Origin of the sequence: Devosia sp. UYZn731 (genome assembly GCF_040546795.1) — a bacterium.
Lineage (GTDB): Bacteria > Pseudomonadota > Alphaproteobacteria > Rhizobiales > Devosiaceae > Devosia.
Genome location: NZ_JBEPOL010000010.1, coordinates 35,152 through 60,749, shown reverse-complemented (window position 1 = coordinate 60,749; position 25,598 = coordinate 35,152). Strand labels below are relative to the sequence as shown.

Below are 25,598 nucleotides of genomic sequence, written 5' to 3'. Positions count from 1 at the left end.
CTGCCCGCTGCATAACCCCCACCCGGCCTCCCCCTATGAGGGGGAGGAGCGGCGCGGTGGTTGTGCGTCGATCTCTTCACAGCCACAATCCTGTTCCTCCCCCTCCTAGGGGGAGGTTAGGTGGGGGTCTCTACTATGGCGATTCAGCGTTCTTCTGTCCCTGCGGTGTATTTGTCGCTGACCATGGCCATCCTCGCCTTTGGCCTCGACCGCGCCCAGAAAGCCTTTGCGGTCTCCGCCGACTGCATCGCCATCGGCGCCGCTCCCTGCGTCGATATCTTCACCTCCTACGTACCCGCCACCCTGTCCAATTGGCGCGGCGGCGAGGTCGTGCGCGTCACCGACTTCTTCGATTACGTCCTGGTCTGGAATACCGGCATTTCCTACGGCCTACTGACCGACCTACCCAGTTGGGGCCTCGGCGCCATCATGCTGGTCGCCGTCGTCGCGCTCGCCATCTGGTGGGTGCGCGCCGACTCGTCCCTGATCCGGCTAGGCCTGGCCTTCTGCATTGGCGGGGCTTTATCCAACGGCCTCGATCGGCTGATCTACGGTGCCGTCGCCGATTTCTTCCACTTTCATCTCGGCGCAAATTCCTTCTATATTTTCAACGTCGCCGACATGGCCATCACCCTTGGCGTCATCCTGCTGATCCTCGATTTGCTCGGCATTGGCCGGGTTCGCGCCGCCAAAACCTGAGCCGCTAACCCAGTGTGAACGCATTGCTGCCAGAATCTGGCCTTAGCTGCTGTGATGCGCTATAAGCGCGCCAATAACCGAAGTCGCCGCGGCTCGCCGCTCTTGAAGGACGTTTCATGCATATTGGATTGACCCGGGCGGGCCTTTTCTCCCTTGGCCTTTTGCTGATGGCAGGCCTTGCCGGCTGCACGACGGCCGAAGGCACCAATGCGATGACCGATTTCGGCACTTTCGAGCGTGAGGTCATGACCTCCACCGCCCGCGGCGTCGGCCTCGTCCCCGGCGAAGCACCCAAGGCCGACCTGACCCAGGCGCGCGCGCCGCTGGTGTTGCCACGCGATGAGAGCCAGTTGCCGACCCCCACGGTCGCCATGGCCGATCAATTGCCGGTCGATAGCAACGCCGTGCAGATCGACGCCTCCAATCTGAGCCAGGCCGATCTGACCCGCCTGCGCAATGCCCGCGTCGTCGATATGCAGACCATTGCGGGCCGCCCGCTGACCGAGACCGAAGCCAAGCAGCTCACCGCCCGCATGCGCGCCGCCAATGTCGGTATTACCGGCAACGCCAAGCGCCCGATCTACATGCCTCCGGCCGATTACTTCACCCGCGTCGGCAATGCCGATCTGGTGTGCCGCGCCCCCAATGGTGCCATCGTTGCGCTCAACGATGCGGCTTGCCCCGAGGACGTGCGCAAGGCCATCAAGGCCGCCATGTCGCGTCCCGCCGCTGGCGTCACGACGACCGACGGCGGTGGCATGCTGGGCGAATTCGACGATAACAAGAGCAGCTCGAACAACTAGCTGCCTGTATAATTCACGACTAAGTCGCCCCGCCTCATGCGGGGCGATTTCCTTTTCCGCGCCGCCCATCCGGGTCCCGCATGACATGAAAGCTGCCCCATGACTGACCAGTCCGCCGTACCAGACACCGGCGATCGCCTCGCCAAGGTCATCGCCCGCTCCGGGCTCTGCTCCCGCCGCGATGCCGAAACCTGGATCACCGAGGGCCGCGTCGTGGTCAACGGCAAAAAGGTCATCACCCCCGCCTTCAACGTCACCGCGCGTGACAAGATCATGGTCGATGGCGCCCCGCTGGCCGCCCGCCAGGGCACCCGCGTCTGGCTCTACCATAAGCCCGCCGGCCTCGTGGTTACCGAGAAGGACCCCGAAGGCCGCGAGACCATTTTCGAGGCCCTCGAAACCCACGGCCTGCCGCGCGTCGTCACCGTCGGGCGCCTCGATATCAATACCGAAGGCCTGATCCTGCTCACCAATGACGGCGGTCTCAAGCGCGTGCTCGAATTGCCCGCCACCGGCTGGCTGCGCCGCTACCGCGTGCGCGCCCATGGCAGCGTCACCCAGGCCGCGCTCGACCGTCTCAAGGACGGCATCGAGATCGACGGCATCAAATACGGCTCCATCGAAGCCACGCTGGAGCGCGACCAAGGCTCCAATGTCTGGCTGATCATGGCCCTACGCGAAGGCAAGAACCGCGAGGTCAAGAATGTCCTTGGCGCCCTCGGCCTTGAAGTGAACCGCCTGATCCGCGTCTCCTATGGCCCGTTCCAATTGGGCGATATTCCCGTGGGCGGCATCGAAACCGTCAAGGCCTCCACCCTGCGCGACCAGCTCGGCAAGAAGCTCGCCGACGCCGCCGATGTCGATTTCGACAGCGAAATGCCCGAAGCCAATGCCCTGGTCGGCAAGCCGACGCGCGACCGCCTGACCGGCCGCGGCACCAATACCGTGGAAATCGCCCGCCAGCGCTTCCGCTTTACCGACCACGCCGAAAAGACCGAGGAAGAGACGCGGGCCGAGCGCCCGCGCCAGGATCGCCCCGGCCGTTTCGACAGCAAGCGCCCCGCGCCCAAGAAATTTGACGATCGTGCCGAGGAAGAAATGGCGCCGCCCCGCCGCATCATTTTCGATGATGGGCGTGAGGAGGACTTCGTGCAGAAACGTTCCGGCAAAGGCACAACCTGGCGCGATCCCGACGATCAGCCCGCGCGCACTTTTGGCCAGCGCCCGGATCGCCCGGCCAAGCCCGCCCGTGCTCCGCGCGCCGAAGGCGCGTCGCGTCCGGCCCGCTCCGATGGTCCGGCGCGCCCGAGCCGCGATGCTGCCGGCAAGCCACGCGGCGATTTCAAGGGTCCCAAGCGCGAGTTTGGCGATCGTCCCGCGCGCCCGACCAGCAAAGCCGTCTCCGGCCGCGTCGCTGCCTCCAAGTCCTACGGTGAACGTCCCCGCGCCGCCCGTCCCGAAGGTGACTTCGCCGATCGTCCCAAGCGCGATTTTGACGCGCCACGCGGCGCTCGTCCCACCGGCGCTGCCGGCCGTCCCGATCGTGCCTTCACCGGCACGCCGCGCGGTCCGCGTCGCGGCGATGCCGAGGCCCAGCGCCCGTCGCGCGATTACGCGCCCCGCACGCGTCCGGATAACGAACGCCCCGGCGCCGAGGGCCCCAAGCGCGCCTATGCACCCCGGACCCGCGCAGACGCCGAACGCGGCGGCAATGACCGCCCGGCCCGTGACTACGCACCGCGCACCCGTCCCGATAGCGAACGTGGCGAGGGCGCTCGCGCTAACCCCAATCGTCCCGGCCGCAATTTCTCGGAGAAGCCAAAGTCGTTCCGCCCCGATGGTGGCCGTCCGCAGCGCGCCGAGCGTCCCGATGGTGATCGTCCGGCGCGCAGCTATTCCGACAAAGCAAGCCGCCCCGGTCGTGACGCCCTAGGCCTTGAATCCAAGACCTACGGCAAGCCCAAATCGCGTCCTGATGGCAAGCCCTATCCCAAGCGCGACGGCGCTGCCCCCGCCCGCGGCCCCAAGCCCGGCGGCTTCGGCAAGCCCGCCTTCGGCGGCGGTCGCCCCGCCGGTGGTGCCGGCCGCCCTGCGGGCGGTGCTGGTCGTCCCGCCTTTGGCGGCGGTCGTCCTGCGGGTGGTGCCGGTCGTCCTTCGGGCGGTGGCCGTCCCGCTGGTGGCGGTGGTCGTCCCGCCGGCGGCGCCGGCCGTCGCCCCAAGTCCTAATCACGTTTGCGCTGATCCCTCAGTCATCTCCCTCCCCCTTGAGGGGAGGGATCCAGGGTGGGGGTAAGCCTCCGCAAACTCGGAACCCTCCAAGGCCCCACCCATGCGCATCGTCGCCGGCAAATTCCGCGGTAAAACCCTGACGTCCCCGTCGGACGACTCCATCCGCCCCACCGCCGACCGCGTCCGCGAGAGCATGTTCAACATCCTCGCCTCGCGCCTCGGCCCGATCTTCGATGGCGTCCGCGTGTTGGATCTGTTCGCCGGCACCGGCGCGCTGGGTCTTGAAGCCCTTTCGCGCGGCGCCGCCCACGTCACCTTCGTCGAAATGGGTGCCGAAGCGCGTGGCCTGATCCGCGATCACATCGAAGCCTTCGGGGCAGGGGGCATCACCAAGCTGCTGCGCCGCGACGCCACCGATCTTGGCACCCCCGGCTCGCTCAAGCCCTTCGATCTGCTCTTCCTCGACCCGCCCTATGGCCACGGCCTGGGTGAACGCGCCCTCACCAACCTCGCGCCCCAAGGCTGGCTTGCCTCCGGCGCCACCGTGGTATTCGAGGAAAGCGCCGACGCCACCATCGAACTCCCTTCGGGCTTCACCCTCGACGATCGCCGGGTCTACGGGGCGGCAGCGGTGCATTTCCTCACGTTTGGGAAAGAGGGGTAGAATATCGCGCGGAAGCTTGGGCCCTTCCGCAGCGAGTGACGCTTCCCCACCCACTGTCCTTCCCGCGGGCTTGACCCGCGGGCCTCTCACCACCCCATCATATTCAGTGCCTGTCAGGCGTGGCCCGCGGGTCAAGCCCGCTGGAAGATCGCGTTCGGGTGACTGGGGCCGACAGGCTGGAGCTTATCGCACCAATCTCCGCGCACTCGCTGATAGTCACGCCCCCGCACACGCCCCGCATTTTCCCCTGATTTCCATGGTCGTCCGCTCCACCACAAATCCGGACCCCTCCGCCCATTCCGCCAGCCGCTCCTCGATCACCCCATCGGCGAACTCGTCCACCTTGCCGCAGCCATCGCAGATCGCGAACGCGATCAGCCCTGAGCGGTGGCAATGCTCATCCGCACAGGCCACAAACGCATTGAGGCTTTCCAGCCGATGCGCCAGCCCGCGTTCCACCAGCTTGTCCAGCGCCCGATACACCTGCAACGGCGCCTTGAGCCCATCCTCGCGCAGCCGGTCCAGGATATCGTAGGCGCTCAGCGGCCCGGCCGAATGCGCCAGCGCGCCCAGCACCAGCCCCTGGTTCCTGGTCAAATCATTGGCCCACACATGGTCGTGGCCCGCGTGACTGTCATCCGAATGCGCCATGTCGTCCGCCTTTCCGGCCGCCGCGCCCGTGGGGCGCGGCGGCGTTGCAATCCTACTTGCCCAACATCGCCGGCACCAGCAGGCCGATATTGTGCTTGAACATATCAATATAGGTGGCCGCGCCCTGATCGGGTTCCGATAGCGCATCGGCATAAAGCTGGCCGCCCACCGTCACGCCGGTCTCGTCAGCGATCTGCTGCACCAGCCGCCCATCGCTCATATTCTCGATGAACAGCGCCGTGACGCCATCGCTTTTTATCTGTGTGATCAACTTGGCCACGTCCGCCGCCGAAGCCTCGCTATCGGTCGAAATCCCCTCCGGCGCGAGGAACTTCACCCCATATTCATCGCCAAAATACCCGAAGGCATCATGGGTGGTAATCACCTGCCGCTTTGCAGCCGGCACTGCCGCGATATCGGCGATAAGCTGCCCATCCAGCGCCGCAATCTCTGCCGAATAAGCCGCCGCGTTGGCCTCATAGGTTACACAACCGTCGGCATCCACGGCGCACAGTCCCGCCGCCACATTCTTCACATAGAGCAGCCCGTTCTTCAGGCTCTGCCAGGCATGCGGATCGGTCACGACCTCGCCGTCCTCATCCATGGTGTGGGTTTTTACGCCCGCGCTGGCCACGATCACCGGCCCGGCAAAACTGGTCGATTGAACAAACCGGTCCAGCCACCCTTCGAACCCCAGCCCGTTGACGAACAACACATCCGCCTGGCTCACTGCCACCGCATCGCTCGGCTTGGGCTCATAGACGTGGGTATCGGCATTCGCCCCGACAATCGTCGTCACCGCCACCCGCTCGCCACCGACCCGCGCAACGATGTCGCCCAGGATCGAGAACGTCGCCACCGCCTTGACCTCCGCCGCAAACGCCGGCCCGGCCAGGGCCGAAACCAGCAAAGCCAGCGCTGTCGATTTCAAAATCTTCATCTCGCATTCCTTCAATCTCTGAAGCCGCCCGGTCCACCAGGCCAACTCCTCCCCCCTTGAGGGGGAGGCAGGGTGGGGGTGTCGAGAGCCACGATGTGGCTGGCATCCCCACTGCCTCAGCCTCCGCCTCGAAACCGAAGCGGAGCAACGAATTTTCCGAGCGCAGGCCGCCTATGCCACGCGATGCCGCGGCGCCTGAACCCGCGTAAAAATCACCCCCCGCCGCCCGAAAAACAGCGAAACCACATAAATCCCCCCCGCTACGAGAATGATCGACGGCCCCGACGCCACCCCTAGATAGTAGGAGATCAGCAGCCCGAAATAGCTCGACACCACCCCGAACCCCACCGCCAGCGCGCACATCCCCTCGAGCCCCCGCACCCAAAACCGCGATGCCGCCGCCGGCAGCATCATCAGCCCCACCGCCAAAAGCGTCCCCAGAGCCTGGAACCCGCCCACCAGGTTCAGCACCACCAACGCGAGGAATATCAGGTGCACCGGATGCCCCGCCTTGCTCACGCTGCGCAAAAACGTCGGGTCGAGACACTCCGCAAACAGCGGCCGCCAGATCACCGCCAGCCCCACCAGCGAGATCGTCGCAATGGCCCCGATCATCACCAGCGCATCGTCATTGAGCGCCAGCACCGTGCCGAACAGCACATGCATCAGGTCCACATTGGAACCCTTGAGGCTGACCAGCATCACCCCCAGTGCCAGCGAAATCAGGTAAAATGCTGCCAGTGACGTATCTTCCCGCTGGATAGTGAACCGCGACACCAGCCCCGCCAGCAGCGCGACCACCAGCCCCGCCGCGAACCCGCCTAGCGTCATCGGCAAAATCGCCAGCCCCGACACCAGAAACCCCGCCGCCGCGCCCGGCAAAATAGCATGCGCCATCGCGTCGCCTGTGAGGCTCATCCGCCGCAGCATCAAAAACACCCCCACCGGCCCCGCGCTCACCGACAGGATGATGGCCCCCACCAGCGCTCGGTTCATGAACCCGAATTGCGCGAACGGCTCGATGAAAACCTGGAACGCGTTCATGCCGCATCCCCATGATGAAGGTGCTTTGCCGCGTGGTCATGCCAGGGCGCATGCTCGTCCCAGGCCTCCGTCATCCGCCGCGCTTCCAGCAGGTTCTCGGCCTTGAGCGTCTCGCCCGTCGCCCCCCACGCAATCGGCTCGCGCGCCAGCAACAGCGTCTGCGGAAACACCCGCCGTACCATCTCTACGTCATGCAACACCGCAATGACCGTCCGCTTTTCGTTGTGCCAGTGCTGCACCAGCGCGATCAGGTCGCCCACCGTCCTCTCGTCGATCGCCGTAAACGGCTCATCCAGCAGGATCACCCGCGCATCCTGCAACAGCACCCGCGCAAACAGCGCCCGCTGCAATTGCCCGCCCGACAGCGTATCGATCGGCCTTTGCTCAAATCCCCGCAGCCCTACCGCCTGCAACGCCTCGTCCAGCGCCCCGCGATCTACGCCGCGAATGGCGCCGAACAGTCCCCGGCTCTTCCAAAACCCCAGCGATACCAGATCGCCCACCACCGCCGGAAACGTGCGGTCGATCTCGGCAATCTGCGGCAGATAGGCGATCTCGCGCACGGAAATTCCGGCATGCTCGATCCGCCCGCCCAGCGGCTTCAGCGCCCCGGTAATGCCCTTGAGCAAGGTGGATTTCCCCGATCCGTTCGGCCCCATGATCGCCGTCAGCGACCCCGTCTCGAACGCGCCATCGAGGTGATGCACCGCCGGATGACCGTCATAGCCCAGCGTCAGATCGTTCAGCCGAATGACCGCACTCATGCCAGCAGCGCCCAGATCGCCACCCAGATCAGCGCAACCGGCACCAACACCAAGCCGACCCGCGCCGTCGCACTCATCTGCGCCAGGCTAAAATTCCGCATGCGTCACCCACGTAATGTAATACAGTTACGTGTAACTTAGTAACGTCGCCAGAGTCAACCGCACCCTCGATCTGATCCCCTCCCCCTTGGGGCAGGGCCAGGTCGGGGGGAGCCATCCCCACGAGTGGAGCCTACTTTAACGGCCCCTTGAAAATAAAAAACGCCCCACCAAAAATCAGCGCAAACCCCACCGCATGGTTCCAGGTCAGCCGTTCGCCCAGGATGGTCACCGCGAAAATCACGAATACGCTCAGCGAAATCACCTCTTGGATGGTCTTGAGCTCCGCCCCGGTATAGGCGCCGTAGCCGATCCGGTTGGCCGGCACTGCCAGCCAATATTCGAATAGCGCAATGCCCCAACTGGTCATCACCGCCACCCACATCGCCATGGCTGGAAACTTCAAATGCCCATACCAGGCAAAGGTCATGAATACATTGCTCGCGATCAGCAGCCCGATCGGCGCGAGGGTGGCGAAGTTAAGGCCCATTTTGGCTCCAGCAGGGTAGGGGGATGACGCGACAACGCCAACGATCGGCAGGCTGTTCCAGCACCAGTTCTTTCGCCGCGATGAGTTGATCGGCGACGTTACTTTCAGCCCTCGTTCATATGCCGACTAGGCTATAATGAGACGACCCCGCCAAGGCAATTCTGTCCCAAAGGAAACCCCCTCATGCTCGCCCGCTTGTCCCTCGCCTTGCTCTGCGCCTGCCTTGTCGCCACCCCGGCTTTGGCCAAGGACAAAACCGCCTTTTCCTGCACCGGCGTTTTCGGCCCTGACAGTTCCGAGGCCCTGCTGAAGCAGACCTACGGTGCCGAAAACGTCGTCACCGGCCAGGTGCCCGGCGCCGAGGGGCAGGACATGCTCGCCACCACCGTATTCCCCAACGATCCGGACAAGACCCTGCAATTCGGCTGGATGAACGACGACACCCGCGAAGGCCTTGGCTTCGTGGACTTGCCACCCACGATGGACGGCCCCGGCGGCGTCCATGTCGGCATGACGGTCGCAGAAGTCCTCGCCCTCAATGGCAAGCCTTTCACCATTGGGGGCTTCTGGTGGGATTACGGCGGCTATGGCCAGATCGATCAAGGCACGCTCGCCAATGCCGACGATGCGAGCTGCTTCCTCTCGCTGCGCTTTACCCCGTCCGAAGAATATCCCCAGGATCTCAACGTGGATGCGGTCTCGGGCGAAGTCAGCATTCCGTCGGACGAACCCCTGCTCGAAAAGCTGGATGTGCGCGTCAGCGAAGTCACGGTCAGCTATGCCGGCCCCGCCGATTGAGCCGATCGGCAGCGGGGCGGATTGACCGCTCCGCCGCCGCGGCGTACACCAAACCTGTGTTGGTTCCCCGCGCCCGCTGCGGCAAGGGGATTCAAATTTTGAACCGTGACGATGGTTGGCCGAACCAGGCCAGGCGCTGTCGGGATCAAGATTAAAAGGGAATACGGTGCGGATTACCCATCAGGGGCCAAAACCGGAACTGCCCCCGCAACTGTAAGCGGTGCGCTCCTCTCATATGCCACTGGCGGCAAGCATCGGCCCGAAAAGTGCCACGCGGTTTTCGGACCGGCCGATGCTCAAAGTCACCGGGAAGGCGAGGGGAGCTGTATCCACCGCGAGTCAGGAGACCTGCCAACACATATCCGGGCGGAAAACGCCCACGCTTTCATATGCACACGGAGGGTGTTGCCTTGACCACTACTACCCAGACTGCCGGCATTGCCGGTCTGACCATCTCTCAACGGCTGATCGCCGGGGGCCTCGCCTTTCTCATTGGCATGACGCTGCTGTTCGGCGTCGGTTTCGCCAGTGACATGCGGCTGCACAATGGCGCGCATGATACCCGCCATTCCATGGGCTTCCCCTGCCACTAACCGTTTGCCGCCCAGCGGCTTGAGAGACACCAAATGAAACTCTTCCAGCGAATCTTTTTCGCTGCGGTCCTAGCCGGGCTCGCAGCAGGCCTCGTCATGTCCGCGCTCCAGCAATGGAAAGTCGCCCCCCTGATCCTGGCCGCCGAAGTCTACGAAAACGCCGAGCCCGCTTCTGCGCACGAGCACGCCGCCACCACCGACGCCGCAACAGCGCCCGTCGCCGCCGAAGCGCACGAGCACGACGAAAACGCCTGGGCGCCCCAGGATGGTTTCGAGCGCACTGCCTATACGGTCCTCGCCGATGTCCTTGGTTGCCTCGGCTTCGCCCTCGTTCTTGTTGCGGCCTCGGTCATCTTCAAGATCGAAATCACGCTCGCCAATGGCGTCGTCTGGGGCCTCTGCGGCTGGATCGCCTTCCATCTCGCCCCCGCTTTCGGCCTGCCGCCCGAACTGCCCGGCATGCCGGCGGCCGATCTGGTCGCCCGCCAAACCTGGTGGTGGGGCACTGTCATTGCCACCGCCGCGGCGTTCCTGCTGCTGGCCAAATGGCGCAATTCAGCCGCCATCGCCATCGCGGCTGCATTAATTCTCGTCCCCCACATCATCGGCGCACCCGCCCAGCCCGAGGAAGCCAGCAGTGTCCCCGCCCATCTGGCCACATCGTTTGCCGCCTCGGCGCTCACCGTCTCGGCCGTGTTCTGGCTGCTGGTCGGCCCCTTGATCGGCTTCTTCAATGAACTGCTGTCGCGGGCCGAAGCGCCCGCCGCCCGGAGTGTTCCCGCATGAGCAAGATCCCCACCACCGTCATCACCGGCTTTCTCGGTGCCGGGAAAACCACCCTCGTGCGCCACCTGCTGGCGCACGCCCCCAAGGGCAAGCGCATCGCCCTGATCATCAACGAGTTCGGCGATATCGGGGTCGACAAGGACATCCTCGCCGGCTGCGGCGACGATACCTGCCGCGAGGAGGATATGATCGAGCTGTCCAATGGCTGCATCTGCTGCACCGTGGCCGAGGATTTCATCCCCACCATGCAGGCTTTATTGGCCCGCCCCGACAAGTTCGACCACATCGTCATCGAAACCTCGGGCCTCGCTTTACCCCAGCCGCTGATCCGCGCCTTCAACTGGCCCGAGATCAAGGCGCAGGTAACCGTGGATGCCATCGTCACCGTCGCCGATGCGGCGGCGCTCGCCGAAGGCCGTTTCGCCTCCGACGAAGCCGCCATCGATGCCCTGCGCAAATCCGATGACATGCTCGATCACGAAACGCCCCTCGGCGAACTGTTCGAGGACCAGCTCTCGGCGGCCGACCTGGTCATCCTCAACAAGACCGACCTCGTCGATGCCGAAACCCTTGCCAAGGTCGAAGCTAGCCTCCGCGCCGAAATGCGTCCCGGCACCGGCCTGATCCACGCCCATAACGGCCATGTCGACATCGGCGCTCTCCTGGGCCTCGGGCTCGGCTCCGAGTCCGACATCGCCAACCGCCCCAGTCACCATGAGCTAGAGCATGGTGGCGAGGCCCATGAGCACGACGATTTCGACAGCTTCTCGCTCCGTTTCCCCTCGATCCTGGGCAAGGACGAACTCCTCGCCGCCATCGAAACCACCATCCGCTCCCACGACGTCCTGCGCCTCAAAGGCTTCGCCGCCATCCCCGGCGCCTCCGCCCGCCTCGCCATCCAGGCCGTCGGCCCCCGCCTCACCACCTATTTCGACCGCCCTTGGCGCAACGGCGAACTGCGCGAAACCGCCCTGGTCGTCATCGGCGAAAGCCCCCTCGACCACGCCGCCATCACCGCCAGCCTGCAAGCGGCCACCAAGGTCGCCGCCTGATTAGCTTGCGCGACAATGCCGAGACGAGCCGTCTCCCTCCCCCTCGTGGGGAGGGGACAGGGGTGGGGGGACCCGCCGACGCGATTTACGGCGGAGATTTCTAAATGCACCTCCTCTCCGCCCAGGCCGGCGCCATCCAGCAAGACGGCGAAGCCATCGATCTCGCTCAATCGCCCGGGGCGCTGATTTTTGCCTCCGCCGCCGATAGCGAACTGGCCATGCTCGCCGCCGCCGCCGACCGTGCTGGCGAAACCGAGTTGCGCCTCGCCAATACCCTGCGCCTCAGCCACAATCTCTCCGTCGATCTCTGGCTCGACCAGACTGTCGCCCACGCCCGCCTCGTCGTCCTCCGCCTCATCGGCGGCATCGCCTATTTCCAATACGGCGTCGACGAACTCACCGCCCTCTGCGCCAACGCCAGAATTCCCCTCGTCCTCCTCCCCGGCGACGCCAATCCCGACCCCATCCTGCAAGCTCGCTCCACCATCCACCCCGACGACTGGCAGCGCCTGCACGCCCTCCTCATCGCCGGCGGCCCCGACAACGCCGATACCCTACTGCGAGCGTTTCGAACCGTCGCCGCCTCTTCCTCACCTCGCCCCTCCGGGGCGAGGTCGACGGCGCAGCCGTCGGGTGAGGGGGCCTCGCTTGCTTCCTTAACGCTCACCCCCTTCGCCCGCTTCGGTCTCTGGCACCCCGCCCTCGGCATGACCAACGAGCCCTCCCTGCGCGCGCATCTCTCGGCTTCATCGTCTCCCTCCCCCTTGTGGGGAGGGATCAAGGGTGGGGGTGAGCCAAGCACTCAAGCGCCAGCGAACTTCATCCCCATCCTCTTCTACCGTGCCGCCCTCGAAGGAGCCGGCACCGCCACCATCACCGCCCTCATCGTCGAACTGGAGCGCCAGCACCTCGCCCCAGTCCCCATCCTCGTCTCCTCGCTCAAGGAAGCCCCCTGCGTCCGCTTCGTCCAGAACGTGCTGACCGCCTTCCCCCCCTCCGCCATTTTCAACCTCACCGGCTTCGCCCTCGGCCTCGATACCCTCGACGCCAAGTCCAACCCCTTTTCCACCACCGACGCCCCCATCATCCAGCTGATCCAATCCGGCCGCTCCCACGCGCAATGGGCATCCGACCCGCAAGGCCTGTCCTCCAAGGACATGGCTATGTTCCTCGTCATGCCCGAACTCGATGGTCGCCTGGGCGGCCTCATCGTCGGCCACAAGGCCGACGCCGTCTGGCACGAGCGCTGCCAGGTTCCCCTGACCGCCTACACCCCCGACCATTCCGGCATCACTCGCGCCGTTGCCCTCGCCGCCAACTGGTCCCGCCTCCGCGCCACCCCGCGCCTCGAGCGCAGGATCGCCCTCGTCCTAGCCAACTACCCCCTCCGCGACGGCCGCCTCGCCAACGGCGTCGGCTACGACGCCCCGCAGTCCACGGTCGAGATGCTGAAGGCGTTGGATGCCGCCGGCTACTTGCTATCCCCCTCCCCCTTGAGGGGAGGGGTTAGGGGTGGGGGTGTCGCGGGTCCCGCATACCCCCAATCCTCCGCCGCCCTCATCACCGCCCTCCAATCCGGCCCCACCAACGCCAACCCCGCCCGCGGCTCATCTCCCGCCACCCTAACCCTCGCCCGCTACGCCGAGCTCTTCGCCACCTTGCCGCTCAAAATCCAGACAGAGGTGACGGGGCGTTGGGGCGATCCCTCAACCGATCCCTTCGTTCGATCTGATTCGACACTCGCCCCCCTGCTCCCGAAGCAGGTGTTCCACCTCCCCGCCCTGATCTTCGGCAACGTCGCCATCCTGCTCCAGCCTGCCCGCGGCTATCAGCTTGACGAAACCACCAGCTATCACGACCCGGCCCTCGTTCCGCCCCACGCCTACCTCGCCGCCTATCTCTGGCTGCGGCACGACTTCGGCGCCCATGCGCTGATCCACAACGGCAAGCACGGCACGCTCGAATGGCTCCCCGGCAAGGCGACCGCGCTGGACGACGCCAGCTATTCCGACGCACTATGGGGCCAGCTCCCCCACCTCTATCCGTTCATCGTCAACGACCCCGGCGAGGGCACCCAGGCCAAGCGGCGCACCGGCGCCGTCATCATCGATCACCTGGTCCCCCCGCTGACCCGTGCCGAAACCTATGGTCCCCTCAAGGACCTCGAAGCCCTGCTCGACGAATATTATGCCGCCTCCGGCATGGACCGCCGCCGCCTCGCCGACCTGCGCCGCCGCATTCTCGATTTTACCCGCGACGCTCGCCTCGATCGCGATATCGGCCTGCCCGAGGACGAAACCGCCGCCCTGATCAAGATCGACAACTTTCTCTGCGATCTGAAGGAGGCCCAAATCCGCGACGGCCTCCACATCTTCGGACAGTCACCGACCGGCGATCTCGAACGCGACCTCACCGTCGCACTCGCCCGCGTCCCCCGCGGGGATAACGGGGGTAAGGAAGCCTCCCTGATCCGCGCGCTGGCCGACGACCTCAAGCTCGGCTTCGATCCCCTGACCGCAAAACTCGGCGAGCCTTGGACCGGTCCGCAAATCCCACTCCTGAGCAGCAAGAAATCCAGCATGCTGGTTCATCCGCGCACCATTGGCGACGTCGTCGAGGCCCTCGAAACCATCGCCACCGACCTGGTTTCGGGACTGCCCCCGGACCCATCCTGGACCGCCACCCAGTCCGTCCTCACCACCGTCACCGACATCATCCGGCCCCGCCTCGTCGCCTCGGGCCCGGCCGAAATGCAGGCGCTCCTTGATGGCCTCGATGGCAAGTTCATCGCCCCCGGCCCCTCCGGCGCGCCCTCCCGCGGCCGTCTCGATGTCCTCCCCACCGGTCGCAATTTCTACTCCGTCGACAACCGCGCCATTCCGACGCCAACCGCTTGGGAACTCGGTAAAAAATCCGCCGAAAGCCTGGTTCTCCGCCACTTCCAGGACCATGGCGTGTACCTTAAATCCGTCGCTCTCTCGGTCTGGGGCACCGCCAATATGCGCACCGGCGGCGACGATATCGCCCAGGCCCTGGCCCTGATTGGCGCTCGCCCCACCTGGGACCCATCGTCCCTGCGCGTCTCCGGCTACGAAATCATCCCGCTGCCAAAACTCGACCGCCCCCGCGTCGACGTTACCCTCCGCATTTCCGGCTTTTTCCGCGACGCCTTCCCCGCCCAGATCGCCCTGTTCGACCGCGCCATCCGCGCAGTCGGCGCCTTGGACGAACCCACCGAAGACAACCCCATCGCCGCCCGCATGCGCACCGACGCTCTGGGCCTGATGGCCGAGGGTAACTCCGAGCGCGATGCCGCCCTCGCCGCCGGCCACCGAATTTTCGGTTCAAAGCCAGGCACTTACGGCGCGGGCCTCTCCGTCTTGATCGACTCGGGCACGTGGACAACAAAAGCCGACCTGGCCAACCAGTCCCTCGATTGGGGCCAATATGCCTATGGCGCCCAGGCCGCCGGCATGCCCGAACGCGCCCGCTTCGCCGCGCGCCTCAGCGATATCGACGCGGTCATCCACAATCAGGACAACCGCGAACACGACCTGCTCGACAGTGACAACTACTACCAGTTCGAAGGTGGCCTTTCGGCCGCCTCCGAAATGCTGAGCGGAAACACGCCTTTGGTCTACCACAACGACCACTCCCGCCCCGAACGCCCGCTCATCAAGACGCTGGAGGAAGAGATCTCCTTCGTCATGCGCTCCCGCGTCGTCAATCCGAAATGGCTCAACGGCGTCAAACGGCACGGCTACAAGGGCGCCTTCGAAATCATCGCCACGCTCGATTTCATGTTCGCCTTCGCGGCCACCACCGGTGCGGTCAAGACGCACCATTTCGACCTGGCCTTCGAAGCCTTCGTCGAAGACGGTGCCACCCGTGATTTCATCAAACAAAACAACCGCTTCGGCTATGATGAGTTGATCGCCAAGTTCAACGAGGCCCGCAATCGCGGCCTCTGGACCCCGCGTTCTAATTCCGCCTACGCTTACCTGGAGGAGACCCCATGATCGACCGCGCACCCAAGAAAACCGACCTGATGAGCGAAGCCGAGCGCGACGCCTATCACGCTGAGAAGATGCGCAAAAAGAAGGACGCCCGGGACAGAATCCTGTCGACCAAGACCGACGAAAAAGGCCTGCTGATTGTCCACACTGGCAAGGGCAAGGGCAAATCGACCGCTGCTTTCGGCATGGTGTTCCGCGCCATCGGCCACGGCTTCAAGGTCGGCGTGGTCCAGTTCGTCAAGGGCGCCTGGGACACCGGCGAGCGCGACGTGCTGCTGAAATTCCCCGAGCTGGTCACCATCAACGCCATGGGCGAAGGCTTCACCTGGGAAACCCAGGATCGCCAGCGCGACCTGACCGCCGCCCGCGCCGCCTGGGAACAGGCCAAGGCGCTGATCATGGACCCCAGCTACAAGCTCGTCCTGCTCGATGAGCTCAATATCTGCCTGCGCTACGATTATCTCCCGATCGAGGAAGTCGTCGCCTTCCTCAGCCAAAAGCCGCACGACACCCACGTCATCGTCACCGGCCGCAACGCCAAGGATGAACTGATCGAAATCGCCGACCTCGTCACCGAAATGACCGAGATCAAACACCATTTCCGTGCTGGCGTGAAAGCCCAGGCCGGTATCGAGTTCTAGCAAACGCCTCGCAGCGAGCCCGCCAGCTTGTCCACCACGCCGTTCATGGCGGCCAGATCCCGCACTGAATATTCCAGTCGGAACGCCGCGTAGCTCTGCCGGTCACACAGCAAGACCATGCGCTGGTAGAGGATGCGAGAACCCTTGATGGCGGAAAAGCTGGCCCATTCCGGCGTCACCGCTTGATAGGTCACGTTCCAGGTGCCTGCCTCTTCCTGCTCCATGCGCCATTTGACCTCGGCCTCGAAGGTTTCATTGACGGTGCCGAGCAGACCGCCCCAGATCGTCAGCCGTTGTGCGCCGCGAACCCGCTGGAATTCCTGCCCATCGCCATTGTCGCTTTCGCCCTGGCCCAGATAATCCGGCGGTATCTCAACGCTGTAGCCATAGCGAGAGTTGTCGTAATGGCCCCAATCCTGAGCCGAAGCAGGGGCCGCAATCAGGGCAATCAGCAGAGCGAAAATCAGTGTGCGCATACGCCAAATTTGCCTGCGTCGGCCAAACCCGGCAAGTCAAAATGTTGACCTAAAGCACGACGATTCCGGCATGCTTGGCCTTGTTCTCGGGCTCGACATGGATAGTGATCTGAATGTCCTCAACTGCTTCATGCAGCTTGGCTTCGATATTGTCGCAGATCGCATGTGCCGCATCCACGCTCATCGCGCCGGGCACCACCAGATGAAAATCGATGAAGGTCAGCGATCCAGCCTGCCGCGTGCGGATATCGTGCGCCTCGATGGCGCCATCGGCGTTGCCGGCAATGACCTCGCGAATGCGCTTGAGCCGGTCCGGCGGCGTTGCGGCGTCCATCAGCCCGCCAACGCTGTCGCGCATCACGCCCCAGCCCGACCACAAAATGTTCAGTGCCACTAGGCCTGCGAGGATAGGATCGAGCACGGCCCAGCCGGTCAGAAACACCAGCACCAGGCCGATCAGCACGCCGATGGTCGAGATCACGTCGGTCAGCAGATGCTTGCCGTCCGCCTCCAGCGCCGGCGAGCGGACCTGGCGGCCATAGCGGATTAAAACGAAGGCCCAGACCACGTTGATCGCCGTCGCACCCAGGCTGATTGCCAGGCCCTGTGCGGGCGCCATCAGCACATGCGGAGCAAAAAAGCCGAGCACAGCCTCGCGGATGATCAGGATGGCCGCAACGATGATCATGACGCCCACGATCACCGCCGAGAAGTACTCGGCCTTGTGGTAGCCATAGGGCAGGGCGGCATCGGCCGGCTTCTGCGCCAACCGCACCGCGATCAAGGCCACCACGGCCGTCACCACGTTGACGATCGATTCCAGCGCGTCGGAATACAGCGCAACCGAACCGGTCGTCCACCAGGCCAGCAATTTAAGCCCGAGCACCACCAGCCCGACCAACAGGCTCAGTGCGGCAATCGTCACCGTCTTGTTTGCCGCTGCAATTGCCAAAATACTGCCCCTGAACCTCGGCGAGTTTACGTGACCCGCTACGGTTGGGGCATAACTCTCCCGGTCCATTCGTGCAAGTCATTGTATTTGCAAATCATTTTCAGAAGCATTCTGAACTGGCCGCGTCCGGCCAAGCCTTTGATTGACCACGCGGTTTGCCCAGCTTAGAACCAAACCAATTGCAGCGTTCCCTCAAGGAACTGAAACAGAGTCCGGTGCGGTCGACCCAAATCGGGGACCAAGTCCGGAGCTGCTCCGGTCTTTTGCGAACCTGCCTCTTGCGCTCAAAGAGGCGATCATGGCCAAGCCTGCCCCCTCGGCATCACCTTTCGATGTCGCAGCAAACCACTCCATCGTCGCCGGCATCGGCTGCCGGCGGGGCGTCACGGCCGCCGAAATCATCACTCTGGTCGAACACGCCCTGGCCACCGCCAACCGGTCGCCATCTACCTTGATCGCCATCGCCTCGCTCGACCGCAAGGCTGCTGAACCCGGCCTGCTGGCCGCCGCCGCCTATTTCGGCATCCCTCTCAGAACTTTCAACGCTGCGCAATTGACGGCGTCGGGCATCGTTGCGTCCAGCAAAATCCACGCTTTGGTTGGCACCTCCAGCGTTGCCGAGGCCGCTGCCTGCCGCGCTGGCGCGCTCATTTCTTCTAAGCTGAAATCCGCCAGCGCCACCTGCGCGCTGTCCGCCACTGGCCCGGATTTCGATCTTTCCAGCTTCGGTCAGGCCGGGCCGGGCAACGCGCCTGCTTCGACTGCCAGCATTGCCGCATCGAGGTCGCTGACCTCCATTGCCGGGCCATAGGCGGGCCGGGCGATCATGAGCACCTTTACTCCCAGCCGCCGTGCCGCCTCCAGCTTGGCAGCCGTCTGCCCGCCGCCTGAATTCTTGGTGACCAGATGAGTGATCCCCTCGCGCTCCATCAGCCGCAATTCGCCGACGACGTCATAGGGCGGTCGCGACAGCAGCAGGCTGGCATGCCGGGGCAGCTCGAACGCCGGCGGCTCGATCAGCCGCACCACGAATTGACAATCGTCGCGCGAGACAAACGCCTCCAGTCCCATATGCCCGGTGGTCAGCAGCACATCGGCATTGGCGGGCAGCGCCGCCGCGGCCTCGGCCACGGTTTGCAGCGTCAGCCAATCGTCACCTTCGCGCTGCTCCCAGGCCGGGCGCATGAACCGCACCAGCGGAATGCCGGTAGCTTTTGCAGCCGACACTGCATTGACCGAAATCAGCCCCGCATAGGGATGGGTAGCGTCGACCAGCCGCTCGGTGCCCACTGCGCGCATATAGGCGCAAAGTCCCGGAATGCCACCGAATTTGCCCATGCGAATATCGCCCCCCGGCAGCTTCGGATCGCTGGTGCGGCCCGCCAACGACGACATCACGTCGTGGCCCTTGGCGACGAGCCTGTTCGCCAATTCGCGCGCTTCCGCCGTACCGCCCAGAATCAGGATTTTCATTGGCCGACCGCGCTCCTCGCTCCACCTCACGACTGTGCCCGCGCTTGGGCCGCCTCGCAAGATTGCCTGGTGCGATAATGTTCGATTGGATCAAGCGTCCCCGCCGCCGTCCCGGCCCTTTCGCCGCGCTGGACAGCGCCGATTTTCCACCCTTCGCGCCGGGCACGGTATGGCTCGTCGGCGCCGGGCCCGGTGGCCCTGGGCTGATGACGCTGTTGGGATATTACGCCTTGGGGCAGGCCGACGTGGTCATCCACGATGCGTTGGTGCCCCCGGCACTCCTGACCATGGCCCGTCCCGGCGCGGGCCTCGTCTTCGCCGGCAAGCGCGGCGGCAAGCCCTCGCCCAAACAGGCCGATATCTCGCTGCAACTCATCGATTTTGCCCGCGCCGGCAAGCGCGTACTCCGCCTCAAGGGCGGCGATCCGTTCATGTTCGGCCGGGGTGGCGAGGAGGCCGGTGCGCTGGCCGCCGCCGGTGTGCCCTTCCGCATCGTGCCCGGCATTTCCTCGGGCCTCGGCGGGCTGGCCTATGCGGGCATTCCCATCACCCACCGCGACACCAACCAGGCCGTGCTGTTCCTCACCGGCCACGACGATAGCGGGGCCGTTCCCCAGGCGGTGGATTGGCCCGCCGTTGCCAAGGCGGCGCCGGTCGTCGTCATGTTCATGGCGGTCAAACACCTGGGGTCCATCGCCGACAAGCTGCTGGCCGCCGGCCGCGATGGCGCCGATAGCTTGGCAATCATCTCCAATGCCGCCACGCCGCAACAGTCGGTCATCGAGACCACCCTGGCCGAAGCGCACCTCCTGCATGACGTTCCCACCCCCGCCATCATTGTCGTCGGCCCCGTGAGCCGCTATCGATCCTCACTAGATTGGTATGTGGGCAAGGCGCGGGAGCATGGGTTTGGCTAAAGGCCTCGTTATCGCCGCGCCGCGCTCGGGCTCGGGCAAAACCGTCATCACCCTCGGCCTGCTCGCCGCCCTGCGCCGGCGCGGCGTCGCCGTCGCACCAGCCAAGACCGGACCCGACTATATCGATCCGGCCTTTCTCGGCCGCGCCGCCGGTCGCGACGCGGTCAATCTCGACCCCTGGTCGATGTCGCCGCATCGGCTCAAACATCTTGCCACCCGTCAGGCCGGCGAATCCCTTCTGATCGTTGAAGGCGTCATGGGGCTGTTCGATGCCTCTGCAGATGGCACCGGCTCCACCGCCGACCTCGCCGAATTGCTCGATCTGCCAGTCATTCTCGTGGTCGACGGGGACAAGCAGAGCCAGTCCGTCGCGCCGCTGGTGGCCGGCTTTGCCAATTGGCGTGTTGGCGTCCGCGTCGCCGGGGTCATCCTCAACCGCGTGGCCTCCACCAAACACGAGCGCATGCTGGTCGATGCCTTAGTGCCCACCGGCATACCCTGCCTCGGCGCCATCCCGCGTGATCCCGCTCTGGTCATTCCTGAACGCCATCTCGGCCTGGTACTCCCCGGCGATATCGACACCTTCGAGCCCTTCCTCGCCGCTGCTGCTGAAGCGATTGGCGACTATATCGACCTCGATCGTCTGCAGGCTCTCGCCACGCCAATCGCCGAAACCCAAGACAATCCGGCGCCCCTCCCGCCGCTGGGCCAGCGCATCGCCATCGCCCACGACGCTGCCTTCGCCTTCCTCTACCCCCACGTGCTCGACGGCTGGCGCGGGCAGGGCGCTGAACTCACTTTCTTCTCGCCCCTCGCCAACGAGGCCCCGGCAGCCGATGCCGATGCCATCTTCCTACCCGGCGGCTATCCCGAATTGCATGGCGCCACGCTCGCCGCCGCCGCAACCTTCAAAGCTGGCCTGCTCGCTGCCCGCGACCGCAACACGCTGATTTACGGCGAGTGCGGTGGCTTCATGGTGCTGGGCGAAGTGCTGGTCGACAAATCCGGCATGCCGCACGAAATGGCCGGTCTGCTGCCGCTCATCACCCAGATCGACCGCCCCAAGCGCACGCTCGGCTATCGCCGCCTGACCCAATCGGCTTTGCCCTGGCCTGGCCGTCTCAACGGCCACGAATTCCACTATTCCTCCGTCAAGCAATCGCGCCTGCCGCCGCTGTTCGAGGCCACCGACGCCACCGGCGCGGCCCTGCCACCCATGGGCGCGGCCATTGGCCGGGTCATGGGCTCCTACGCACATGTGGTAGACGCGGCATGACCCGCGCCCTCATGTTCATGGGCACCGGCTCCGATGTCGGCAAGTCCCTGCTGGTCGCCGGGCTCTGCCGTGCTTTCACCAACCGCGGCCTGCGCGTGGCGCCGTTCAAGCCGCAGAACATGTCCAATAATGCTGCGGTGACAGAGGATGGCGGCGAAATCGGCCGCGCCCAGGCCCTCCAAGCTCGCGCAGCCAAGCGTCCGCCGCTGACCGCGATGAACCCCGTCCTGCTCAAGCCCGAACAGGAAACCGGTGCCCAGCTCGTGGTGCGCGGCCAACGCCGCACCTCTATGTCGGCCCGCGATTACTTCGCCCGACGCGCCGTCCTGCTGCCCGAAGTCCTCGCCGCCTACAATGAACTCGCCACCAATGCCGATCTGATCCTCGTCGAAGGCGCCGGCAGTGCCTCCGAGGTCAATCTGCGCGCCAACGACATCGCCAATTTCGGCTTCGCTCAAGCCGCAAACGTCCCCGTGATCGTCATCGGCGACATCCAGCGCGGTGGGGTCATTGCATCCCTCGTCGGCACCTTCGCCGTCATCGACCCCGCCGACGCCGCCCTCATCGCCGCCACCCTGATCAACAAATTCCAGGGTGACACAACCCTGTTCGACGCCGGCAAAACCTTCATCGCCACTCGCACCGGCGTGCCCTGCCTCGGCCCGATCCCGTATTTCGCCGACGCCCATAAGCTCCCCGCCGAAGACGTCATGGCCCTCGACGCCCCCCAGCGCAGCGGCACGGGCCAATACGTCATCGCCGTTCCCCGCCTGCCGCGCATCGCCAATTTCGACGATCTCGATCCCCTGCGCGCCGAGCCCGGCGTCTCGGTCATCGTGGTCGAACCCGGTCACGCTCTCCCGCGCAACGCCGACCTCATCATTCTCCCCGGATCCAAAGCCACCCGCGCCGACCTCGCGGCCCTGCGCCACAATGGCTGGGATATCGACATCCTCGCCCATCACCGCGCCGGGGGCAGGGTGCTGGGCATCTGCGGCGGTTACCAAATGCTGGGCAAAACCATCGCCGATCCCGACGGCATCGAGGGCCCTCCCGGCACCAGCCCCGGCCTCGGCCTGCTCGATCTCGACACCGTCCTCACCCCCGTCAAACAGCTCCGCGTCGAACACGCCACCCACGCCGCAACGAGCCTGCCCATCGCCGGCTATCACATGCATATGGGCGTCACCCAAGGCCCCGACTGCGCCAATCCCTTCGCCTATGTCGATGCCACCCGCGAAGGCGCCGTCAGCCCCGATGGCCGCGTCGCCGGAACCTACCTGCACGGCCTCTTCGCCGCCGACGACTTCCGCCGCGCCTTCCTCGGCAACGCCGCCACCGCCAGCCTCAACTACGAAGCCGGCATCGACACCACGCTCGATGCCCTTGCCGCCCACCTCGAATCCCATCTTGATCTCGATGCGCTCCTGGCGCTCGCCCAACCGGTCCGGACCGCCTGATGCAATTTCTCATTCCCCCGCTCGCTCTGCTGGTCGAACGCATCTTCGGCTATCCGGCCCAATTGACGGGCGTCATCGGCCACCCGGTCATGTGGTTTGGCTGGCTGATCGATTATCTCGAACAGCGCTCAAACCGCACGTATCGGACCGCAAGCGAACGCCGCACGGCGGGGATCATCAGTCTCGCCATACTGCTGCTCGTCACCCTCGCCGCGTCGGTCCTCATCCGACAAGCCCTCCGCGCCATCCCAGGCGGCCTCATCTTCGAAATCCTCCTCGCGACGCCCTTCCTTGCCCAAAAGGAACTCGGCCGCGCCGTCAACGCCGTCGCCGAAGCCATGCGCACCTCGCTCGCCGCCGGCCGCGAGGCCGTCAGCCACATCGTGGGACGCGATCCACAGGAACTCGACGAAACCGGCGTCTCCCGCGCCGCCATCGAGACTTTGGCCGAAAGCACGTCGGACGGCGTCATCGCCCCGCTGTTCTGGCTGGTGCTGCTCGGCCTGCCCGGCATCGCACTCTACAAGGCGATCAACACCGCCGATTCGATGATCGGCCACCGCAACGACCGCTACCGGGACTATGGCTGGGCGGCCGCCAAACTCGATGACGTGGTCAACTGGATTCCCGCCCGCCTCACCGCCGTGCTGATCACGCTGGCCTGCTTTTTCACGCCCTATGCCAGCCCCAGCAAAGCCTGGAACACTGCCGGCCGCGACGCCCGCAAGCACGCTTCCCCCAATTCCGGCTGGCCGGAAGCAGCCTTTGCCGGCGCCCTGGATTTTACCCTCGGCGGTCCGCGCAGCTATGCCGGCGAAATGGTCGATCTGCCCACCTTCGGCACCGGCAAGCGCGACCTCGTCGGCAGCGACATCCTGCGCGCCTTGCAGCTCTACCGCTCGACCCTCAATGTGACCTTGGTGGTCAGCGTAGTGATTGCAGCATTGCTGTGGCTGGGTGTGAACTAGCAGAAAATCCACAACGTCATTCCCGCGAAAGCGGGGACCCATTCTTACTTAGCTCCAAACCAAGAATAGGTTCCCCGCTTTCGCGGGAATGACGCCGCGGTGGTTGTGCCTACATGAGCGCATCCGCAGCACTCTAAACTATCTAGGCCTCGTAAATCCGTGGAGTGTCCATGCTCGGCGCCTCGCCTTTGAGCACCATCGGCAAGCCCGCAACGACGAAATACACATCGTCGCAAATCTCGGCCAATCGCTGGTGCGCCGATCCCGCCAGGTCACGGAACGTGCGCGCCATCGCATTGTCCGGCACGATCCCCAGGCCCACCTCATTGCTGACCAGCACGATCTTGGTCTGCTGAACCTGCACCAGCGTCTCGGCCAATTGCTCGACCGCCCCCGCCACCTCTTCGCCCGCCATCAGCATATTGGTGATCCACAGCGTCAGGCAGTCGACCAGAATCACATCATGCTGCTTGGACGCCCTGATGATGGCATCGGATAGCGCAAGCGGCTCTTCGATGGTGGCGAATCGCCCGGCTCGGCCGCGCTGGTGGCTTTCGACTCGTTCGCGCATTTCGCCGTCCAGCGCCGTAGCCGTGGCCAGATACGCCGGCTTTTGTCCCTCATGCATCGCCAAACGCTCGGCAAAAGCCGTTTTGCCCGATCTTGCCCCGCCCAGTACCAGCAGATGTCGTGTCATGCTCAACCCCTTCCGTCCCGCAACGGTCCCGATGATTAAAAGCGTGAGCCGCCAGCCGGTTGCGTCTGCCCGCCGCTGCCCGTAGACAAGCTATGCGAAACTGTCGCTTCGGTCGCGCGGAACAGCAGCTTATTGTACTTTCGTCTTAGCATCTTTCGCATTATGGTCCGCGCCGAACCGACCCAATACACTCTTGGCATAGAGACGGAGGCGCCCGCGTGCCCAGATACTATCTTGGCGTTGACGGTGGCGGCACAAATTGCCGCATCCGCCTTGCCGACGAAAACCTGAACACCCTTGCCGAGGTCAGGAACGGCCGCTCGAACCTGCAGATCGACGATGGCAATCCGGCCTATCAGGCGATCTCTATGGGTACCAAGGAAGTGTTCGCCCAAGCCGGTCTCGATGCCGGACAAATGGCCAGTACCTATGCGTGTTTCGGCATGGCCGGTGCCCGCCTGATTTCGGCGCGCGATGAATTCGAGGCGCGGCCTTGGCCGTTCGCCGCCGTCAAGGTCTACGACGACATCGATATCGCCCATGCGGGCGCCTTGGGCGGCGGCGATGGCGCGGTCATCATCGTCGGCACCGGTTCGGCGGGCCTAGCCATTGTGGGCGGCCAGCGCTACCAGATCGGTGGCTGGGGCTTTCCCGTGGGCGACCAGATGTCCGGCGCCATTTTGGGCCGCGAACTGGTGCGGATTACCGTAGAGGCCGAAGACGGCTTGGTGCCCGGCTCCGATCTGACCAAGGCCGTTGTCGCGCAGATGGGCGACAATGACGCCATCATGGATTGGTCGTTCAAGGACGAGCGCAATCCCGCCGACTATGGCGCCCTGATGCCGATGTTCATCGACTATTTCGAAAAGGGCGACTCGATCGCTCGGCAGTTGATGGATTTGCAATTCAGCTACATCGACAACTACGCCAACTGGTTCAAGGCCCGCGACGCCAAGGTCATGGCCATCGTCGGCGGCTTCGGCCAGCGCCTGTTCCCACTATTGCAGCAGCGCTATGGCGATTTCGTCGCCCTGCCGCTCTATGAACCACTGCATGGCGCGGTCATCCTCGCCAAACAGAATTTCGCTTAAAGACTGCCTTCAGAAGGAC

General features: G+C 64.8%; 25 protein-coding genes and 1 riboswitch. Of the genes, 16 read left to right on the top strand and 9 right to left on the bottom strand.

What is annotated here, in order from left to right; all coding sequences use genetic code 11:
• The first annotated feature begins 135 nt into the window (after window positions 1-135).
• The 4 genes from lspA (at window position 136) to rsmD (ending at window position 4,395) form a co-directional block, all read left to right on the top strand.
• Complete coding sequence (lspA, locus tag ABIB57_RS22245) at window positions 136-699, top strand: signal peptidase II (RefSeq protein ID WP_354043434.1); 564 nt, start codon at window positions 136-138, stop codon at window positions 697-699.
• A 116-nt stretch (window positions 700-815) separates the two neighbouring features.
• Complete coding sequence (locus ABIB57_RS22240) at window positions 816-1,502, top strand: hypothetical protein (protein ID WP_354043433.1); 687 nt, start codon at window positions 816-818, stop codon at window positions 1,500-1,502.
• 99 nt (window positions 1,503-1,601) lie between these two features.
• The gene (locus ABIB57_RS22235; RefSeq protein ID WP_354043432.1) at window positions 1,602-3,728 is read left to right on the top strand and encodes a pseudouridine synthase; all 2,127 of its coding nucleotides are present in this window, start codon (window positions 1,602-1,604) and stop codon (window positions 3,726-3,728) included.
• Between the two features lie 103 nt (window positions 3,729-3,831).
• Window positions 3,832-4,395, top strand: a complete 564-nt coding sequence (gene rsmD / locus ABIB57_RS22230) for a 16S rRNA (guanine(966)-N(2))-methyltransferase RsmD (protein WP_354043431.1) — start codon at window positions 3,832-3,834, stop codon at window positions 4,393-4,395.
• A gap of 216 nt (window positions 4,396-4,611) precedes the next feature.
• On the opposite strand, the gene ABIB57_RS22225 is transcribed toward rsmD, so the two are convergent.
• From ABIB57_RS22225 to ABIB57_RS22205, 5 genes are all read right to left on the bottom strand, one after another.
• A complete protein-coding gene (locus ABIB57_RS22225; protein WP_354043430.1) occupies window positions 4,612-5,046 on the bottom strand; it encodes a Fur family transcriptional regulator in 435 nt (144 codons plus the stop codon).
• Window positions 5,047-5,098: 52 nt separating this feature from the next.
• On the bottom strand, window positions 5,099-5,980 hold the full coding sequence (locus ABIB57_RS22220; RefSeq protein ID WP_502914457.1) for a metal ABC transporter solute-binding protein, Zn/Mn family: 882 nt from the start codon (window positions 5,978-5,980) through the stop codon (window positions 5,099-5,101).
• Window positions 5,981-6,157: 177 nt separating this feature from the next.
• Complete coding sequence (aztB, locus tag ABIB57_RS22215; protein WP_354043428.1) at window positions 6,158-7,030, bottom strand: zinc ABC transporter permease AztB; 873 nt, start codon at window positions 7,028-7,030, stop codon at window positions 6,158-6,160.
• Complete coding sequence (gene aztA / locus ABIB57_RS22210) at window positions 7,027-7,794, bottom strand: zinc ABC transporter ATP-binding protein AztA (RefSeq protein ID WP_354043427.1); 768 nt, start codon at window positions 7,792-7,794, stop codon at window positions 7,027-7,029. The genes aztB and aztA overlap by 4 nt, the downstream gene beginning before the upstream one ends.
• A gap of 232 nt (window positions 7,795-8,026) precedes the next feature.
• Complete coding sequence (locus ABIB57_RS22205) at window positions 8,027-8,383, bottom strand: DMT family protein (protein ID WP_354043426.1); 357 nt, start codon at window positions 8,381-8,383, stop codon at window positions 8,027-8,029.
• Between the two features lie 183 nt (window positions 8,384-8,566).
• Here ABIB57_RS22205 and ABIB57_RS22200 point away from each other — a divergent pair, with 183 nt between their 5' ends.
• The 6 genes from ABIB57_RS22200 to cobO all read left to right on the top strand — a co-directional run bounded on the left by ABIB57_RS22200 (window position 8,567) and on the right by cobO (window position 16,269).
• A complete protein-coding gene (locus ABIB57_RS22200) occupies window positions 8,567-9,181 on the top strand; it encodes a hypothetical protein (RefSeq protein WP_354043425.1) in 615 nt (204 codons plus the stop codon).
• A 99-nt stretch (window positions 9,182-9,280) separates the two neighbouring features.
• A riboswitch (cobalamin riboswitch) is annotated at window positions 9,281-9,551 on the top strand.
• A 40-nt stretch (window positions 9,552-9,591) separates the two neighbouring features.
• Window positions 9,592-9,774 carry a CbtB domain-containing protein gene (locus tag ABIB57_RS22195; RefSeq protein ID WP_354043424.1) on the top strand — a complete coding sequence of 61 codons (183 nt, stop codon included), beginning with the start codon at window positions 9,592-9,594 and terminating at the stop codon, window positions 9,772-9,774.
• 33 nt (window positions 9,775-9,807) lie between these two features.
• On the top strand, window positions 9,808-10,560 hold the full coding sequence (locus tag ABIB57_RS22190; protein ID WP_354043423.1) for a CbtA family protein: 753 nt from the start codon (window positions 9,808-9,810) through the stop codon (window positions 10,558-10,560).
• Complete coding sequence (gene cobW / locus ABIB57_RS22185; RefSeq protein WP_354043422.1) at window positions 10,557-11,612, top strand: cobalamin biosynthesis protein CobW; 1,056 nt, start codon at window positions 10,557-10,559, stop codon at window positions 11,610-11,612. Before ABIB57_RS22190 ends, cobW begins: the two co-directional genes overlap by 4 nt.
• 104 nt (window positions 11,613-11,716) lie before the next feature.
• Window positions 11,717-15,631 carry a cobaltochelatase subunit CobN gene (cobN, locus tag ABIB57_RS22180; RefSeq protein ID WP_354043421.1) on the top strand — a complete coding sequence of 1,305 codons (3,915 nt, stop codon included), beginning with the start codon at window positions 11,717-11,719 and terminating at the stop codon, window positions 15,629-15,631.
• 29 nt (window positions 15,632-15,660) lie between these two features.
• Window positions 15,661-16,269 (top strand): cob(I)yrinic acid a,c-diamide adenosyltransferase, encoded by a 609-nt coding sequence (gene cobO / locus ABIB57_RS22175; RefSeq protein WP_502914456.1) that lies wholly within the window; start codon window positions 15,661-15,663, stop codon window positions 16,267-16,269.
• Here cobO and ABIB57_RS22170 read toward each other — a convergent pair.
• Both ABIB57_RS22170 and ABIB57_RS22165 read right to left on the bottom strand, forming a co-directional pair.
• Complete coding sequence (locus ABIB57_RS22170) at window positions 16,266-16,745, bottom strand: hypothetical protein (protein ID WP_354043419.1); 480 nt, start codon at window positions 16,743-16,745, stop codon at window positions 16,266-16,268. The two genes, cobO and ABIB57_RS22170, sit on opposite strands and share 4 nt — an antisense overlap.
• 49 nt (window positions 16,746-16,794) lie before the next feature.
• Entirely contained in the window at window positions 16,795-17,697 is a 903-nt protein-coding gene (locus ABIB57_RS22165; RefSeq protein WP_502914454.1) for a cation diffusion facilitator family transporter, read from the bottom strand.
• Window positions 17,698-17,995: 298 nt separating this feature from the next.
• Here ABIB57_RS22165 and ABIB57_RS22160 point away from each other — a divergent pair, with 298 nt between their 5' ends.
• Window positions 17,996-18,508 (top strand): cobalamin biosynthesis protein, encoded by a 513-nt coding sequence (locus ABIB57_RS22160; RefSeq protein WP_354043418.1) that lies wholly within the window; start codon window positions 17,996-17,998, stop codon window positions 18,506-18,508.
• Here ABIB57_RS22160 and ABIB57_RS22155 read toward each other — a convergent pair.
• Window positions 18,427-19,170, bottom strand: a complete 744-nt coding sequence (locus ABIB57_RS22155; RefSeq protein ID WP_354043417.1) for a cobalt-precorrin-6A reductase — start codon at window positions 19,168-19,170, stop codon at window positions 18,427-18,429. The two genes, ABIB57_RS22160 and ABIB57_RS22155, sit on opposite strands and share 82 nt — an antisense overlap.
• Window positions 19,171-19,247: 77 nt before the next feature.
• Here ABIB57_RS22155 and cobA point away from each other — a divergent pair, with 77 nt between their 5' ends.
• Genes cobA through cbiB form a run of 4 tightly spaced genes read left to right on the top strand, consistent with a single transcriptional unit; the run spans window position 19,248 to window position 23,791 of the window.
• Window positions 19,248-20,087: a uroporphyrinogen-III C-methyltransferase gene (cobA, locus tag ABIB57_RS22150; protein WP_354043416.1), complete on the top strand. Its 840-nt coding sequence runs from the start codon at window positions 19,248-19,250 to the stop codon at window positions 20,085-20,087.
• A complete protein-coding gene (locus tag ABIB57_RS22145) occupies window positions 20,074-21,363 on the top strand; it encodes a cobyrinic acid a,c-diamide synthase CobB (RefSeq protein ID WP_354043415.1) in 1,290 nt (429 codons plus the stop codon). Before cobA ends, ABIB57_RS22145 begins: the two co-directional genes overlap by 14 nt.
• Window positions 21,360-22,823, top strand: a complete 1,464-nt coding sequence (locus ABIB57_RS22140) for a cobyric acid synthase (RefSeq protein ID WP_354043414.1) — start codon at window positions 21,360-21,362, stop codon at window positions 22,821-22,823. Before ABIB57_RS22145 ends, ABIB57_RS22140 begins: the two co-directional genes overlap by 4 nt.
• The gene (cbiB, locus tag ABIB57_RS22135; protein WP_354043413.1) at window positions 22,823-23,791 is read left to right on the top strand and encodes an adenosylcobinamide-phosphate synthase CbiB; all 969 of its coding nucleotides are present in this window, start codon (window positions 22,823-22,825) and stop codon (window positions 23,789-23,791) included. The genes ABIB57_RS22140 and cbiB overlap by 1 nt, the downstream gene beginning before the upstream one ends.
• 142 nt (window positions 23,792-23,933) lie before the next feature.
• Here the strand turns inward: cbiB and cobU are convergent, their stop codons facing one another.
• Entirely contained in the window at window positions 23,934-24,488 is a 555-nt protein-coding gene (gene cobU / locus ABIB57_RS22130) for a bifunctional adenosylcobinamide kinase/adenosylcobinamide-phosphate guanylyltransferase (RefSeq protein ID WP_354043412.1), read from the bottom strand.
• Window positions 24,489-24,706: 218 nt separating this feature from the next.
• Here cobU and ABIB57_RS22125 point away from each other — a divergent pair, with 218 nt between their 5' ends.
• Complete coding sequence (locus ABIB57_RS22125) at window positions 24,707-25,579, top strand: glucosamine kinase nucleotide-binding domain-containing protein (RefSeq protein WP_354043411.1); 873 nt, start codon at window positions 24,707-24,709, stop codon at window positions 25,577-25,579.
• Window positions 25,580-25,598: the final 19 nt, after the last annotated feature.